Raw genomic sequence first — 16169 nt, forward strand, 5'->3', positions numbered from 1 at the left:
ATTATGTAATGAAAAAAAATAAAACAAAATTATTTTACATAGAAAACTATGGATGTCAAATGAATGTATCCGATAGTGAAATCATTACTTCTATTTTATTAAAAAATGGATATGTATTATCCGAAAGTTTAGAAAAAGCAAATATTATTTTATTAAATGCTTGTTCTATTAGAGAAAAAGCAGAATTAACTATAAAAAAAAGATTAGAACAATTACAATATCTTAAAAAAGAAAAAGATAAAAAAACTATATTTGGAGTTGTAGGTTGTTTTTCAATACCAATAAAAAACTTTCTTTTTAAAGAAAAAATAATAGATTTTTTGGTAAATCCTGATTCTTATAAAGAAATATCTAATATTATTTCTTATGCAATGATGGGTAAAAAATATTTTTTTATTGAAAATAAAAATGAGACATATGCAGATATAATTCCATTTCATTTAAATAAAAATAAGATAACAACATTTTTAAGTATAACAAGAGGATGCAATAATATGTGTACGTTTTGTATCGTACCTTTTACTAGAGGAAGAGAAAAAAGTAGTAATCCATATTTTATAATTAATGAATGTAAACGTCTGTATAAAAATGGATATAAAGAAATTACTCTTTTAGGACAAAACGTTGATTCTTATCGATGGAATGAAAATTTTTTAAATGAAAATATAAAAAAAATAGAAATAGATTTTTCTAATCTTTTATATTTAATAGCTAAAGAAATTCCTTTTATGAGAATAAGATTTTCTACATCTAATCCTCATGATATGTCGGATAAAGTATTAAAAGTCATTTCTAAATTCCCTAATATTTGTAAACATATTCATTTACCTGTTCAATCTGGAAGTAATAAAATACTAAAATTAATGAATAGAAAGTATACACGTGAAAAATATCTTTCTTTAATTCATAAAATTAAAACTATAATACCTGAATGTTCTATATCTCATGATATTATTACAGGATTTTGTAATGAAGAAGAAAAAGATCATAAAGATACTATTAGTTTAATGAATGAAGTAAAATATAATTATGGATATATGTTTTACTATTCTTCTAGACCTGGGACTTATGCATATAGAAAATTAAAAGATAATGTACCTATTAATGTAAAAAAAAAACGATTAAAAGAAATTATAGATTTACAAAAAAAACATTCATTTTTTAGAATGAAAAAATACTTAGGAGAAGTACAAGAAGTTTTAATAGAAGGGGAATCTAAAAAAGATTCTCAATATTGGTATGGAAGGAATACACAAAATATTGTTGTAGTTTTTCCAAAAAAAAATAATAAAATAGGAGACATCGCTTTTGTAAAAATAACAAAAACCACATCTGCTACTTTAATAGGAAAATAGAAAAAATCTTTTTAAGATGTAAAAAAATAAAAACAATGGAATCTATCCAAAATATAAAACAAAAATTTGGAATTATTGGATATGATTATGCTTTACATAGAGCCTTAGAAAAGGCAATACAAGTAGCCCCTACTGATATTTCTGTTTTAGTTCTTGGAGAAAGTGGAGTAGGAAAAGAATTCATTCCAAAAATTATTCACCAATATTCTTGTAGAAAACATCATTCTTATATAGCTGTTAATTGTGGGGCAATTCCAGAAGGAACAATAGATAGTGAACTTTTTGGACACGAAAAAGGTTCTTTTACAGGCGCTACTAGTATGCGAAAAGGTTATTTTGAAGGAGCTAATGGTGGAACTATCTTTTTAGATGAAGTAGGAGAATTACCTTTAACTACACAAGTACGTCTTCTTAGAATTTTAGAATCTGGAGAATTTATTAAAGTAGGGTCTTCTAATATTCAAAAAACCAATATACGTATTGTAGCGGCTACTAATTTAAATATGATAGAGTCTATACAAAGAGGAAAATTTAGAGAAGATTTATATTATCGTCTTAATACAGTACAAATTAATGTACCACCTTTACGTTTTCGTAAAAACGATATAAAATTTTTATTTAAAAAATTTTCTAATGATTTTGCTGAAAAATATAATATGCCACCTGTAACTCTTACAGATGAATCTATAAAATATTTAGAAAATTATTCTTGGCCAGGAAATATTAGACAATTAAAAAATCTTATAGAACAAATTTCTGTAGTAGAAACAAAACGTGAAATTCAAGAAAAAAAATTAAAAGAATATATTCCAGAAAATATTCCTTCAATATCTTTTTCTCATTCTTCCCATGAAACATTCTTTCATGATTTCTCTAGTAGAGAAAGAGACTTTTTTTATAAAATTTTATTTGATATGAAAAAAAATTTAAATAATTTGAAAGATATTACTTTTCAATTAATAAAAAATAATAAAAATTCTAGATTTTTTGAAAAAAATCAACAACTTATGGAAAAAGTTTTTGGAAAAATGATTCGTAATAGTGATAATTCTATTTTTCAATTAGAAGATTCATCTAAATCTTCATCCGAAGAAGATTTAGATTATGAAGAAGTAGAAGAAGATTCTTCAAAAAATGAATCCACTTCTTTTTCTTTACAAAGAAAGGAAGTAGAATTTATTCAAAAAGCACTAAAAAAAAATAATGGAAAAAGAAAACAAGCAGCAAAAGAATTAGGAATTTCAGAAAGAACATTATATAGAAAAATTAAACAATATGGTTTATAAAAAAAATTTTTTATTGTTTATTTTATTTTTTTTTTCCAGTTGTTATCATCCTTCTATTTCATCTTTTTTTGATATAAAAAAAACAATAGAAATAGGAGAATTTTCAGAAAAAATAAATATTCCTAGAAGATCTATTTCTTTTGATTTCAAAAGATATATTGAAGATTATATAATGAAACATCGTCCTTCAAATTTAGTTTTAAGAAATGGAGATGTTGTTTTAGAAGGTATATTTTTAAAATATGCAATTTATCCAGGAAAAAATTATCCATTAAAAAAAATTCAAATTACGGCAAAAATATACTATAAAGATAATTTTGAACCAGAAAAAAGTTGGGAGCAATGTTTTGTTATTTCAGAAGAATTTTATCATAAAAAAAATTTATTTTTAAAAAAAACTATTGATAAAATTATAGAAAAACTAACAATTCAAGTATATCATCAAATTTTTAGTGATGATAATTGGTAATTATTTGGTAATTATATGGAAAATATATTGACAACTATATTTGGATTTTTTATTATAATGGCATCTCTATTGCTTATATTAATAATTTTAATACAAAATCCTAAAAAAGAAAGTATTCATCAATCTTTTATGGATAAAAATTTTAGATTTTTTGGTATTAAAAGAACAAATACATTTTTGGAAAATGTCACTTGGTTTTTATCCATTATTATATTTTTTTTAATTTTATTTTTTAATTTAATCCTTAAATCAAAATATTGAATATAATATGTCATTATGACATTAAATATTACTTAAATGAAAAAAAAACGAGTATTTTTTATTTGGCATGTTTTTGGCTTTGAACGATTAGTATCGTTAACCTTAAAAATTATTTAAATATGGTGGAAGTAAAAATTAAACCTTTAGCGGATCGTGTTCTTGTACAACCTGATCCTGCTGATACAAAAACAGCTTCAGGAATAATAATTCCTGATACAGCAAAAGAAAAACCACAAAAAGGAACTATCATAGCAGTAGGAAAAGGAAAAAAAAATGAACCTATGACTCTAAAAGAAGGAGATAGAATTTTATATGGAAAATATTCTGGAACAGAATTAAAATGGGAAGGTGAAGAATATCTCATAATGCGAGAATCTGATGTAATAGCTATCATATGATCATATTTGTTAATTTATTTAAAATCTAAAAAATTATGGCAAAAGATATTAAGTTTGATATTGAAGCAAGAGATAAACTAAAAAAAGGAGTAGATGCATTAGCTAATGCCGTAAAAGTTACTTTAGGACCAAAAGGTCGTAATGTAGTATTACAAAAATCATTTGGAGGGCCTCAAGTAACTAAAGATGGAGTTACTGTAGCTAAAGAAATTGAATTAGAAGATCCTATAGAAAATTTAGGAGCTCAAATGGTTAAAGAAGTAGCTTCGAAAACTAATGATGTAGCAGGAGATGGAACAACAACGGCGACCGTATTAGCTCAAGCTATTGTTAGAGAAGGATTAAAAAATGTAGCAGCTGGAGCAAATCCTATGGATTTAAAAAGAGGAATAGATAAAGCTTTGGCAGTAGTCATTTTAGATTTGAAAAGACAATCTAGAGAAGTTGGAGGAAATACAGAAAAAATAAAACAGGTAGCTTCTATTTCTGCAAATAATGATGAAAAAACTGGGGCTTTAATAGCTGATGCTTTTGAAAAAGTAGGAAAAGAAGGAGTTATTACAGTGGAAGAAGCCAAAGGAACAGATACATCGGTAGACGTTGTTGAAGGAATGCAATTTGATAGAGGTTATCAATCTCCATATTTTGTAACAAATACTGAAAAAATGATAACAGAATTTGATCAACCTCAAATTTTATTATCTGATAAAAAAATAGCGGCAATGAAAGATTTATTGCCTATATTAGAACCTGTTGCTCAATCTGGAAAACCTTTACTTATCATTTCTGAAGAAGTAGAAGGAGAAGCTTTGGCAACATTAGTAGTAAATAAAATTCGTGGAACTTTAAAAGTTGCAGCTATTAAAGCCCCTGGATTTGGTGATAGAAGAAAAGCTATGTTAGAAGATATAGCAATTTTAACAGGAGGAACCGTTATTTCTGAAGAAACAGGAAGTAAATTAGAAGATGTAAAATTAAATATGTTAGGTAAAGCAGAAAGAGTTCTTATAGACAAAGATAATACCACAATTGTTAATGGAGGAGGAAATAAAAAAGAGATAAGAGCACGTGTAGATCAAATTAAAGCACAAATAGAATCTACAACATCAGATTATGATAAAGAAAAATTACAAGAACGTCTTGCTAAATTAGCTGGAGGAGTCGCTGTACTTTATGTTGGAGCTGCATCTGAAGTAGAAATGAAAGAAAAAAAAGATAGAGTAGACGATGCTTTAAATGCTACAAGAGCTGCTGTTGAAGAAGGAATAGTAGCAGGAGGAGGAGTAGCTTTAGTTAGAGCTATTAAGTCTTTAGATCATAATATAAAAGGAGATAATCCAGATCAAGACACTGGAGTACAAATAGTAAGAAGATCTTTAGAAGAACCTTTACGTCAAATTGTAGCTAATGCTGGAGGAGAAGGTTCTGTTGTTGTAGCTAAAGTAGCTGAAGGTAAAGGAGATTTTGGATATGATGCTAAAATTGGAGAATATAAAAATATGATTTTGGAAGGAATTATAGATCCTACTAAAGTAGCTAGAGTTGCATTAGAAAATGCAGCTTCAGTATCCGGAATGTTGTTAACTACTGAATGTGTAGTTACAGAAATAAAAAAAGATGAAATAAACACAACACCTCCAATGCCTGGAGCTGGAGGAGGTGGAATGGGAGGAATGATGTAAATAAAAAAAAATAGTGTCTTTTCTTGGACACTATTTTTTTTATTTAAAACCAATTTTATAGTGTCTTTTCTTGGACACTATTTTTTTTATTTAAAACCAATTTTTTTGAATCTTCAATGTTTGCTCAATAACATCTCTTACGCATCCTCTTCCTCCTTTTTTTGGTGAAATATATTTAGATATATCTTTAACTTCTTGAACTGCATCTATTGGAGAACAAGGTAATGCTACAGATTTCATAATTTCAATATCCGGAATATCATCACCCATATAAAGAATTTTATTTTTGGTTAAATTTAATATGTTACAATATTCATCTAAATATCTTTTTTTATTATCGACACCTTGATAAATATAGCGAATATTCAAACCTCTTAAACGTCTAAAAACCATTAAATCGGAGCCTCTTGTAATAACACATAAATTATACCCCTTTTTTTTTGCTAATTGCATAGCATATCCATCTTTAGCAAACATTTGACGAACCATATTTCCATCTGGAAATAAATTTAAAGTGCAATTTGTTAATACTCCATCTACATCAAATATAAAAGTATTAATATCATTCATTATATTTATATAATTTCCACCCATAACATCAAAACATTTCCTTAAAATAATTTTTAAGGACACTAAATATAAAATTTTTTATATATCTTCAAAATTAATATTTGTAAAATCCTTTACTTCTGATGTTTTTTTTTGAGATTCTTTAATTTCTTGATTATATGTAGTATGGTTTTTAAAATCTTTTTGATGACGCTCCGAAATTACTTCTCTTCCTTTTTCATTTATAATAAATCGAATCATATCATCAAGTATACTTTGAAATTTTGAGAAATCTTCTTTATATAAATATATTTTATGTTTTTTATAAGTTACTTCTCCTGATTCAGAAAAATTTTTCTTACTTTCAGTGATAGTTAAATAATAATCACCAGCTCTTGTTTCTCTTGCATCAAAAAAATACGTACGACTACCAGTTTTTAGAGTTCGTGAACAAATTTCATTTCTTTCTTTAATGTTTTCTTTTTCGTCCATTTCAAAAAAATATTACTATATAAGCAAATCTAAAGAAAAAAAATGGTCCATACTATTTTTAGGAGGATTATTTTTTTTTTAAAATTTATAAAAAAATATTATGATTTTTTATTTTTGATATCTTTCCATTTTTTAATACAATAAATAAATCAAAATCAGATATATAAGAAATATCATGCGTAATAATAATGATAGTGCTGTTTTTCATTTTTTTTTTGATACAATGAATAATTAATTTTCTAGTTTTTTGATCTATAGCAGAAAAACTATCATCAAATATAAGAATTTTTGGATTTCTTATAAGAGCTCTTGCTATACATATTCTTTGTTTTTGTCCTCCAGATAAAGTAATTCCTCTTTCTCCTATAACTGTTTCATATCCATTTTTAAAATTTAATATATCATCTTCTATCATAGCTTTTCTAGCCGCATCATACACATTATATGGACAAACTTTTTTTATACTTCCTAAAGCTATATTATTATAAATAGAATCTGAAAATAAAAAAGATTCTTGTGGAACATAACCGATATGATTTCTAAAATCATATAAATTATGATTTTTCAAAGATAAATTATCCACTAATATTTCACCTTTATGTGGATCATATAAACGTGATATTAATCTACCAATAGTAGTTTTTCCAGATCCTGTTTCTCCTGTTAAAATTAAAGTTTCTCCCTTCATAAGGGTAAAAGATATTTTATTAATTATATGATTTTTAGTTTTTATTTTATTTTCATCAATAAAACTAACATTTTTAAATTGAACAGTGCCTAAAATTTTTTTTTTTATCAAATTTTTATTAAATATTCTTGGTTTTTCTTTTAAAAATTCACTTATCCTAATTTGTGATACTTTAGCTTTTTCTACAATAGAGACTACCCATCCTAATATAATAAAAGGAAAAATTAAAATATTAATATATGTAAAGAATTCAGCAATAGTTCCTATTTCTTTTATTTCTCCTTCAAAATATTTTTTTCCTCCAAAAAAAAGAATTAATAAATGACTAATTCCTATAAAAAATATAATAAAAGAAGATAAAATAGTATCAATTTTTGTTAATTCTATATTTTTTTTTTGATATTTTAAAACGATTTTTTTGTATTTTTCCTGAAAAAAAGGTTCAACAGCAAACGATTTTATAACATGAATTCCAGAAAAAGTTTCTTGAATAAAAGAACATATAAAAGACTGATAATTTTGTACCTCCTCACTTTTTTTAGTAATAAAAATGCTAATACAATAAATAAAAATAAAAAGAATAGGAATGGGAAATATTACATAAAAAGTTAATGTTTTATTAATTCTAAACATTTGTATAAAAACCATAAAAAAAAGAACCATAAGATTAACAAAATACATTATTCCAGGACCTATATATTGCCTTATAAAAGAAACATCTTCCGTAAGACGATTCATTAAATCTCCTGTAGAATTTTTTTTATAAAAAGACAAATTTAATTTTTGATAATGTGAAAAAATTTCATTTTTTATATCAAATTCTATCATTCTAGATGTTGTAATAATACATTGACGCATGTGATATTTTACAAATCCTCCTATAATTGGAACTATTAATATTATACTGGTATAAATACAAATATCTTTTTTTAAGAAAAAATAATTTTGTGTATTAGAAAAATTTGTAAATAAATTTTTAATTGTATTAATAGATTTTCCTATATAAGAAATAGGAAGTAAAGTTAAAATATTTGATATTACAATTAATAAAAATCCTATACACAAACGTAATTTGTATCTTTGACAATATTTTTTGCTAAAAGCAAATAAACCACTCATATAATATGCAAAAATACAAACTTTTTAAGTTTGATTTCTTATTTATATAATTGCAACAAAATTTTGTTGTATATAAAAATCAACATTTTTAATAAAAAATGTCTATAAGACGATACTTTAGAATAAGAGGTTTACAATTTTTATATGCTCAATATTTATCTAAAATGGATTCTAATCAAGTTGAAGTTAATATGCTTCAAAGTATTGAAGAATTACATAATTTATATATTTTTCTTCTTTGTTTAATTTTAAAAATTAGAGAAAACGCTATAAATTTTAAAAAAAATAAGCATAATGATTTTTTTATAAAAAAAATTGCATATAATTCCGTAATACAAATATTATCTAATAACAAATATTTAATAAAAGAATGTAATTCTTCAGAAAATTCTGGAAAAATATTGTGGAAAAAACAAAATGAATATATTTTTCTTTTTTTGAAAGAAATGCAAAAATCAACTTTATACAATAATTTTTGTGATAAAACTGATCTTTCTTTTGAAGAAGAAAAAAAATTTATTATAAAATATTACAAAAATTTTATTATTCCTAATAAAAGATTAATAGAATATATAGAAGATTTATATATTCATGGACAGGAAAATTTATGTATAGCTCATACCATGGTATGTAAAACTTTACGATTTATAAAACATTATACTCCAGTTAATTTTAAATTATATAATATTTATAAAAATGATGAAAATAAAAAATTTATTATTAAATTATATAGAAATACTATTTTTCATAAAAAGGAATTTAATGATTTAATTAATAATATATCAAATAATTGGGATATAAAAAGAATAGCAATTCTAGATTTAATTATATTACAAATGGCTATTTGTGAATTTTTGTATTTTCCTAATATTCCTCCAAAAGCGACAATGAATGAATATATAGAAATTACAAAAATATTTTGCATGGAAAAAAGCAAAATTTTTATTAATGGAATATTAGATCAAATATTTAAGCTTTTATACAAAAAAAAATAAAATATAGGAAAAATCCTTAAAATATATTTTATAGTTCACTATTTTTATATTTTTAAAATATTATTTTATGTTTTTTTTATTACAACAAAACTCTATTGCAAATACTATTTGGATGTTTGCATTAATTTTCATTATATTCTATTTTTTTATGATACGTCCTCAAATTAGAAAACAAAAAATTGAAAAAAAATTTCAAAAAAATTTAAAAAAAGGGAATAATATAGTAACAAATTCAGGAATACACGGTAAAATCATAGTTATTACAGATAACTTTTGTGTACTAGAAACAATTACAGGAAAAATAAAATTTGAAAAAAATACAATTTCCAAAGAATTAACCCAATTACGTTATAATAATAATGATGAAGATCAAAAAAAAGAAAAAGAAAAAAAATAAAGTTTATGTTAATAGGAATCACTGGAAAAATGGGATCTGGAAAAAGTTTATTTTCTTCTTTTTTTAAAAAAAAAGGAGTCCCTATATATTACTCGGATCAAAGAGGTAAAATATTAATGAATAAAATAAAAATTATAAAGAAAAATATTATAAAATTTTTTGGTAAAAATTCTTATAAAAAAGAAAAAATAAATAAAACTTTTTTATCAAAAATCGTATTTAAAAATCCTATAGCATTAAGATTATTATGCTCTATTGTTCATCCATGGATTTCTATTGATTTTAAAAATTGGAAATCTTCAATACAAAAAAAAACTTTATACATAATCAAAGAATCTGCTATTTTATTTGAAAGTGAAAGTTATAAAGAATGTGATTTTATTATTACTATAACTTCTCCTATAGAAAAAATGATTGAAAGAATAATAAAAAGAGATAATTTAAGTGAAAATCAAATTATCTATCGTTTAAAAAATCAAATATCTAATAAAAAAAGAGAAAAAAAATCTAATATGATTATTAGAAACCATTTATCTACAACTTATCTTCATTATAAAGCAGATAAAATACATGAATTATTAAAAAATTTATATTATTATGGGAAAAGGAGATAAAAAAACCAGAAGAGGAAAAATAAAAAATAAAACTTATGGAAATCTTCGTCCAAATCCAAAAAATGATAGAAAAAAGAAAAAAAAAATTATTCGTCTTTCTCCCCCGTAAGAAAAGATAAAAAATATATTAATTGTGCTAAACTTCCTAAAGCAGAGATAACATAAGTCATAGCTGCCCAATTTAAAGATTCTTTTGCTTTATTATATTCTTGATAATTTACTATATTTTTATTTTTCATCCAATTTAAAGCTCTATTACTTGCGTCAAATTCTATTGGTAACGTAATAAAAGAAAAACAAACAACTAAAAAAAATAATCCTATTCCTAATTTAAGTATAAAAGAATCTTTTCCACCTGAACTGTAAAAAATAGTCAATCCAGATATGATAGCAATGTTAGTAAACATAGAACTAAAATTTATAATAGGAATCAAATGATTTCGTAAACTCAATAAACTATAACCTAATTTATGTTGTAATGCATGTCCACACTCATGTGCAGCTACCGAAGCAGAAGCTGCTGTTTTTTCATAAAAAACTTTTTCGCTCAAATTGATTGTTTTATTTAAAGGATTATAATGATCTGTAAGATCTCCTTCAGTATAAAGAACATTTACGTCATAAATACCATGATCTGTTAGCATTTTTTCCGCTATTTCTTTTCCACTCATATTAGAATGTAAATAAAATTTGGAATAAATTCTGAATTTATTTTTTAATATAATATTCACAATAACACTTAATAAAAAAGTAGTCCCCAAAATAAAATAGTAAGTCATAGAATCTATTTTAAAACAAAATTATTAATTTATCAATTAAAATGAAAATATATATAAATTTATCTTTCAAACTTCTGATTATGAATATTCCAATAATAAACAATTTAAAAAGAGTCGTAATCATTGGCGCTGGATTTGCTGGATTACAAGTAGCAAAAAAATTGAGAAGAGATAAATTTCAGGTTATCCTCATCGATAAAAACAATTATCATACTTTTCAACCTTTATTATATCAAGTAGCAACAGCTGGATTAGAACCAGATTCTATAGCACATTCTATTAGAAATATTATAAAAAAAACAAAAAACTTTTTTTTTAGATTAGCTTATGTTCATTATATAAATACAGAAAAACAAAAAATATATACAAATATAGGAGATTTATCTTATGATTATTTAATTATAGCTACAGGATCTGTTACTAATTATTTTGGTAATAAAAATATTGAATTTTTTTCATTACCAATGAAATCTATCCCAGAAGCTTTAAATCTTAGAAGTCTAATTTTACAAGATTTTGAATCTGCTTTACTCATAAAAAATGATAAAGAAAGAGAAAGGCTTATGACTTTTGTTATTGTAGGTGGAGGGCCAACTGGAGTAGAACTTGCTGGAGCTTTAGCTGAAATGAAAAAATACATACTTCCACATGACTATCCAGATTTAAATATTCAATCTATGAATATTCATTTATTACAAGGGACTCCAAGACTATTAGATGGTATGTCAGAAAAATCAGCCAAACAAGCTTATAAAAATTTGAAAGAATTAGGTGTTATTATTTGGTTAAATTGTTTAGTTAAAGATTATGATGGAAAAATAGTTTTTATAGAAAAAAATAAAAAAATAGAATCCGCTAATGTTATATGGGCTGCAGGAGTAAAAGGAGCTATAATAAAAGGTTTTTTAAAAGAAGATATAAAAAGTAATAGAATTTTAGTAAACAATTATCTTAAAGCTATAAAATATAAAAATATTTTTGCTATTGGAGATATTGCTTATATGAAAAGCTATCCAAATGGACATCCTATGACAGCGCAACCTGCTATACAACAAGGTAATTATTTAGCAGAAAATTTTAATTCTTTTCAAGAAGAAAAAAAATGGATAAAACCTTTTATTTACAAAAATTTAGGTTCTATGGCAACTATAGGGAGAAATAAAGCAGTATGTGATTTTCCTTTTTTTAAATTAAAGGGTTTTTTAGCATGGATTGTTTGGATGTTTGTTCATTTAGTAAGTTTAGTTGGGTTTAGAAATAGAGTGATAGCCTTAACCAATTGGATTATTCAATATTTTCATTATAATAAAAGTGTACGTTTAATTATAAGACCATTTAATAGAAAAAATAGAAAAAAAAAGATCATTTAAAAACCAATTTAGAAAGAATATTTTTTATTTTATTTTCTGTTTCTATATATTCATGATTAACATTACTATTCATCGTAATACCACTTCCTGCATATAATGTTATTTCTTTCTTATTTTCTTTTATTCTTGCACACCTTAAATTAAGGTATAATTCCATATTTTTTTTATCTACAATTCCTATATATCCTGTATAAAAGTTCCTTTTATATTCTTCATGTTTTTGAATAAATTTTAAAGATTCTTTTTTAGGGAATCCGCATATAGAAGGAGTAGGATGCATCCGATTTAAAATTTCATAAAAATCAGGTTCTTTTAAAAAAGAAAAAGAAATTGGTGTTTTTAAATGTTTTAAATGACCTATTTTCTCTATTTTAGTTTTTTCTATAATAATGGATCCTTTATAAGATTTTAATAAATGAATAATATATTTTATTACAATTTGATGTTCTTTTATTTCTTTTTTGGTCCATTTATAGTTACCCCAAATAGTTCCTGCTAAAACTGATGTTTTAAATTCTTTTTTATTACATTTCATTAATAATTCTGGAGAAGATCCTATCCAAAATCCATGATCAACATCATACCAAAGACTAATAAAAGCATTAGGATAAGAAAAAATTAACTTTTTAAAAGTTTCTTTTAAAGAAAAATTTTGAAAAGAAATTTTTATAGATCGTGATAAAACTACTTTTTTAAAAAAACCTTTTTTAATATTTTTTATTGCTTTTTCTATTATATTTTTATATTTATAAGAAAAAATTAAAAAAGAAGAATTTTTGAAAAAAGTAAAATTATTATTATTATCTAATAAAGATTCTTTTATTTCTACAAAATAAATTTTTTTAGGTTTTATTTTTATCGTATAATTTTTATCAAAATCTTGAATTAAAAAAAATTTTTCTCCTTGAGAATCATAATGAGAATAAAAAAAAACTTTTTTTTCATTAGGTCTTCTAAAAAGAACAAAATTATTATGATCCCAATAATTTTTTATAATTTTTTTATATAAGGAAAAAATACTAATTTTTTTTATCATATTTTTTTTTTGAAATTATAATATTAGTCATTTTGCAAAAACTAATAATTTTTTTTTTTTCGTTATAAATATGAATTTTAATAACATGTAAAGTATTTCCCTTACAAATCATTTTAGCCTTTGAAAATAAAATTCCTTTTTTTATACTATGAATATGATTTGCAGAAATTTCAATATTAAAAACATTTATATTTTTTTTTTTATAAATATTAATAAAAGATAAAGAACTTCCTACACTTTCAGATAAAATCATTGTAGCTCCTCCATGAAGATATCCAAAAGGCTGTAACATTTTATTATTGATAGGCATTTTTGCTGTTAAAATATCTAATTTTGTGGATAAATAAATAAATTGAATATGCATATCACTTATCAAGGTATTTTTTTTTAAATTATTTAATTCATTTAATAATTTTTGAATTTTTTCTTTCATATAAAAAAACACTTAAAAAATTAAAATGCACATAAATTTATTGTACTAATTTACGTGACTTTTTTTTTGACTAAAAATAAAAATTAAAAATTAATGAATATGAAAAAAAAAAAAATAAATGATGATTTTATTCCTTTAATTGGAGAAAAAAATAAAATTATTGGTTTTGAAAAAAAAGAAAAAATTCATACAGAAGGATTATTTCATAGCGCTGTATCTGTATTTATTTTTAATATAAAAAATGATGATTTAATGTTACAAAAAAGGTCTTCCAAAAAATATCATTCTTCTATGCTTTGGACTAATACATGTTGTAGCCATCCTAAAAAAAATGAATCTGTTTTAATGGCAGCACATCGTTGTTTAATAGAAGAAATGGGATTTGATTGTTTTTTAAAAAAAAAATTTTGTTTTACTTATTATAAATTTTTCAATAATGGATTAATAGAAAATGAATTAGATCATGTTTTTGTAGGATTTTACGAAAAATCTCCAATAATAAATTACAAAGAAGTAGACAATTGGAAATGGATTTCATTAAATAAGTTGATTAAAAATATTCATATTAATCCAAATTCTTATACAATTTGGTTAAAAATAATTCTAAAAAATTATAAAAATAAATTAATAAAAAAATAAAAATGAAAGCAACTATAAGTAGAAAAGGACATTTTAGTGCTGCTCATCGACTTTATAATCATCATTGGGATTATAAAAAAAATATTGAAATATTTGGAAAATGTGCTTATTTAAACTATCATGGACATAATTATGAATATATTGTTAGTATTACAGGAAAAATAGATCCAACAACAGGATTTGTTTTAAGTTTGCAAAAATTAAAAAATATTCTTTATGACGAAATTGAAGAACTTTTTGATCATAAAAATATTAATTTAGATATAAAAGAATTTTACTCTATTAATCCTACTGCAGAAAATATTGTTATTTTCATATGGAATAAAATAAATAAAAGAATATCTTCTAATTTAGATTTAAAAATAACTTTATATGAAACAGTAAATAATTTTGTTGAATATGACGGGAAGAAATAATAAAAATTTGATAAAAACAATTTTATATAAAAATCACTTACGTTTAGGGGCTAAAATGGTTGATTATTCTGGATTTTGCATGCCTCTTCAATATACTTCTTCTTTAATAGAACATATGGCTGTTAGAAATACATCCGGTATTTTTGATGTTAGTCATATGGGAAAATTTATTTTAAAAGGAAAATCTTCTATGGAGATGATTCAGTATTTAACCACAAATGATTTATCTAAAATAAAAATAGGACAAGCTCAATATTCTTGTTTTATTAATAATTATGGAGGAATTATAGATGATTTAGTTATTTATAAAATTTCAGAAGAAAAATTTTTACTTATAGTTAATGCAATTAATATTGAAAAAAATAAAAAATGGATCAATTATTATATAAATAAAAATATATTTTCTAATATAGAATTAATAGATTTTTCTAAAGAATATTCTCTTTTAGCTATACAAGGACCTATGTCTTTATTTTATATTCAAAAATTAACAAATATAATATTGCATAAAATTCCTTTTTATCATTTTGATATTGGTGAATTTTCAGGAGTAAAGAAAGTATTAATTTCTTGTACAGGTTATACTGGATCTAAAGGAATAGAAATTTATATACCTAATAAATATGCTGAAAAAATATGGAATTCTATATTAGAAATAGAAAAAATAATTCCTTGTGGAATAGCAAGTAGAAATTCATTGAGATTGGAAATGGGTTATCGTTTGTATGGAAAAGATATTTCTGAAAAAATAACTCCTATAGAAGCTGGATTATCTTGGATAATAGAATTTAAAAAAAAATTTCTTGCAAAAGGAATATTGCAAAAACAAAAAAAAGAAGGGAAACACAAACAATTTACATCTTTTATTATAGAAGAAAAAGGAAAAATACCAAGAGAAGGATATCCATTAATAGATGAAAATGAAATTATTATTGGAAGTGTAACTTCTGGTATTTTTTCTCCAATTCTAAAAAAAGGCATTGGATTAGGATATTTAGATAATAAAAAAAAAAAACCTGTATTTATTTCAATAAGAAAAAAAAAGGTACCTATAAAAATAGTAAAATTACCTTTTTATAAAAAATAAAAATAAAAAAAAATATTTATTATAAACATTTTAAAAAAAATTTTTTATTAGCTGTTCCTGTATTTTTAACTCAATTAGGTTTGATATGCATAAGTTTATCTGAT

The 16169-nt window shown here is 23.0% G+C and carries 20 protein-coding genes; 14 read left to right on the plus strand and 6 right to left on the minus strand.

Annotation, left to right across the window (positions count from 1 at the left end; genetic code table 11):
• The first annotated feature begins 8 nt into the window (after nt 1-8).
• The 6 genes from miaB (at nt 9) to groL (ending at nt 5451) form a co-directional block, all read left to right on the plus strand.
• On the plus strand, nt 9-1355 hold the full coding sequence (gene miaB / locus H0H59_RS02130; protein WP_185861988.1) for a tRNA (N6-isopentenyl adenosine(37)-C2)-methylthiotransferase MiaB: 1347 nt from the start codon (nt 9-11) through the stop codon (nt 1353-1355).
• 35 nt (nt 1356-1390) lie between these two features.
• A complete protein-coding gene (locus H0H59_RS02135; RefSeq protein ID WP_185861989.1) occupies nt 1391-2641 on the plus strand; it encodes a sigma-54 interaction domain-containing protein in 1251 nt (416 codons plus the stop codon).
• A complete protein-coding gene (locus tag H0H59_RS02140; protein ID WP_185861990.1) occupies nt 2631-3110 on the plus strand; it encodes a hypothetical protein in 480 nt (159 codons plus the stop codon). The genes H0H59_RS02135 and H0H59_RS02140 overlap by 11 nt, the downstream gene beginning before the upstream one ends.
• 15 nt (nt 3111-3125) lie before the next feature.
• Complete coding sequence (gene secG / locus H0H59_RS02145) at nt 3126-3371, plus strand: preprotein translocase subunit SecG (protein ID WP_185861991.1); 246 nt, start codon at nt 3126-3128, stop codon at nt 3369-3371.
• 119 nt (nt 3372-3490) lie between these two features.
• A complete protein-coding gene (locus H0H59_RS02150; RefSeq protein WP_185861992.1) occupies nt 3491-3769 on the plus strand; it encodes a co-chaperone GroES in 279 nt (92 codons plus the stop codon).
• 35 nt (nt 3770-3804) lie between these two features.
• On the plus strand, nt 3805-5451 hold the full coding sequence (groL, locus tag H0H59_RS02155; protein WP_185861993.1) for a chaperonin GroEL: 1647 nt from the start codon (nt 3805-3807) through the stop codon (nt 5449-5451).
• Nucleotides 5452-5541: 90 nt separating this feature from the next.
• Here the strand turns inward: groL and H0H59_RS02160 are convergent, their stop codons facing one another.
• From H0H59_RS02160 to H0H59_RS02170, 3 genes are all read right to left on the minus strand, one after another.
• Nucleotides 5542-6021: a KdsC family phosphatase gene (locus tag H0H59_RS02160; protein WP_185862428.1), complete on the minus strand. Its 480-nt coding sequence runs from the start codon at nt 6019-6021 to the stop codon at nt 5542-5544.
• 78 nt (nt 6022-6099) lie between these two features.
• Nucleotides 6100-6492, minus strand: coding sequence for a DUF3276 family protein (locus H0H59_RS02165; protein ID WP_185861994.1), 393 nt, complete (start codon nt 6490-6492; stop codon nt 6100-6102).
• Nucleotides 6493-6577: 85 nt separating this feature from the next.
• Nucleotides 6578-8299, minus strand: a complete 1722-nt coding sequence (locus H0H59_RS02170; protein ID WP_185861995.1) for an ABC transporter ATP-binding protein — start codon at nt 8297-8299, stop codon at nt 6578-6580.
• Nucleotides 8300-8397: 98 nt separating this feature from the next.
• Here H0H59_RS02170 and nusB point away from each other — a divergent pair, with 98 nt between their 5' ends.
• The 4 genes from nusB to H0H59_RS02190 all read left to right on the plus strand — a co-directional run bounded on the left by nusB (nt 8398) and on the right by H0H59_RS02190 (nt 10414).
• Complete coding sequence (gene nusB, locus H0H59_RS02175) at nt 8398-9294, plus strand: transcription antitermination factor NusB (protein ID WP_185861996.1); 897 nt, start codon at nt 8398-8400, stop codon at nt 9292-9294.
• 67 nt (nt 9295-9361) lie between these two features.
• Nucleotides 9362-9691, plus strand: a complete 330-nt coding sequence (gene yajC / locus H0H59_RS02180) for a preprotein translocase subunit YajC (protein WP_185861997.1) — start codon at nt 9362-9364, stop codon at nt 9689-9691.
• Nucleotides 9692-9696: 5 nt separating this feature from the next.
• Nucleotides 9697-10305, plus strand: a complete 609-nt coding sequence (gene coaE, locus H0H59_RS02185; RefSeq protein ID WP_238785011.1) for a dephospho-CoA kinase — start codon at nt 9697-9699, stop codon at nt 10303-10305.
• Nucleotides 10289-10414 carry a 30S ribosomal protein THX gene (locus H0H59_RS02190; RefSeq protein ID WP_185861998.1) on the plus strand — a complete coding sequence of 42 codons (126 nt, stop codon included), beginning with the start codon at nt 10289-10291 and terminating at the stop codon, nt 10412-10414. Before coaE ends, H0H59_RS02190 begins: the two co-directional genes overlap by 17 nt.
• Here the strand turns inward: H0H59_RS02190 and H0H59_RS02195 are convergent.
• Nucleotides 10392-11084 carry a zinc metallopeptidase gene (locus tag H0H59_RS02195; RefSeq protein ID WP_185861999.1) on the minus strand — a complete coding sequence of 231 codons (693 nt, stop codon included), beginning with the start codon at nt 11082-11084 and terminating at the stop codon, nt 10392-10394. The genes H0H59_RS02190 and H0H59_RS02195 overlap by 23 nt on opposite strands.
• A gap of 80 nt (nt 11085-11164) precedes the next feature.
• Here H0H59_RS02195 and H0H59_RS02200 point away from each other — a divergent pair, with 80 nt between their 5' ends.
• Nucleotides 11165-12454 (plus strand): NAD(P)/FAD-dependent oxidoreductase, encoded by a 1290-nt coding sequence (locus H0H59_RS02200; RefSeq protein ID WP_185862430.1) that lies wholly within the window; start codon nt 11165-11167, stop codon nt 12452-12454.
• Here H0H59_RS02200 and H0H59_RS02205 read toward each other — a convergent pair.
• Nucleotides 12447-13490 (minus strand): chorismate-binding protein, encoded by a 1044-nt coding sequence (locus H0H59_RS02205; RefSeq protein ID WP_185862000.1) that lies wholly within the window; start codon nt 13488-13490, stop codon nt 12447-12449. The two genes, H0H59_RS02200 and H0H59_RS02205, sit on opposite strands and share 8 nt — an antisense overlap.
• Complete coding sequence (locus H0H59_RS02210) at nt 13474-13923, minus strand: hotdog fold thioesterase (protein ID WP_185862001.1); 450 nt, start codon at nt 13921-13923, stop codon at nt 13474-13476. The genes H0H59_RS02205 and H0H59_RS02210 overlap by 17 nt, the downstream gene beginning before the upstream one ends.
• Nucleotides 13924-14022: 99 nt before the next feature.
• Here H0H59_RS02210 and H0H59_RS02215 point away from each other — a divergent pair, with 99 nt between their 5' ends.
• From H0H59_RS02215 to gcvT, 3 genes are read left to right on the plus strand one after another with little or no spacing between them, the layout of a single operon-like run.
• Nucleotides 14023-14562: an isopentenyl-diphosphate Delta-isomerase gene (locus H0H59_RS02215; RefSeq protein ID WP_185862002.1), complete on the plus strand. Its 540-nt coding sequence runs from the start codon at nt 14023-14025 to the stop codon at nt 14560-14562.
• Nucleotides 14563-14564: 2 nt separating this feature from the next.
• Complete coding sequence (locus H0H59_RS02220; RefSeq protein WP_185862003.1) at nt 14565-14978, plus strand: 6-pyruvoyl trahydropterin synthase family protein; 414 nt, start codon at nt 14565-14567, stop codon at nt 14976-14978.
• Complete coding sequence (gene gcvT, locus H0H59_RS02225; protein ID WP_185862004.1) at nt 14962-16065, plus strand: glycine cleavage system aminomethyltransferase GcvT; 1104 nt, start codon at nt 14962-14964, stop codon at nt 16063-16065. The genes H0H59_RS02220 and gcvT overlap by 17 nt, the downstream gene beginning before the upstream one ends.
• Nucleotides 16066-16169 lie beyond the last annotated feature (104 nt).

Origin of the sequence: Blattabacterium cuenoti, from assembly GCF_014251715.1 — a bacterium.
GTDB classification, from domain to species: domain Bacteria; phylum Bacteroidota; class Bacteroidia; order Flavobacteriales; family Blattabacteriaceae; genus Blattabacterium; species Blattabacterium cuenoti_M.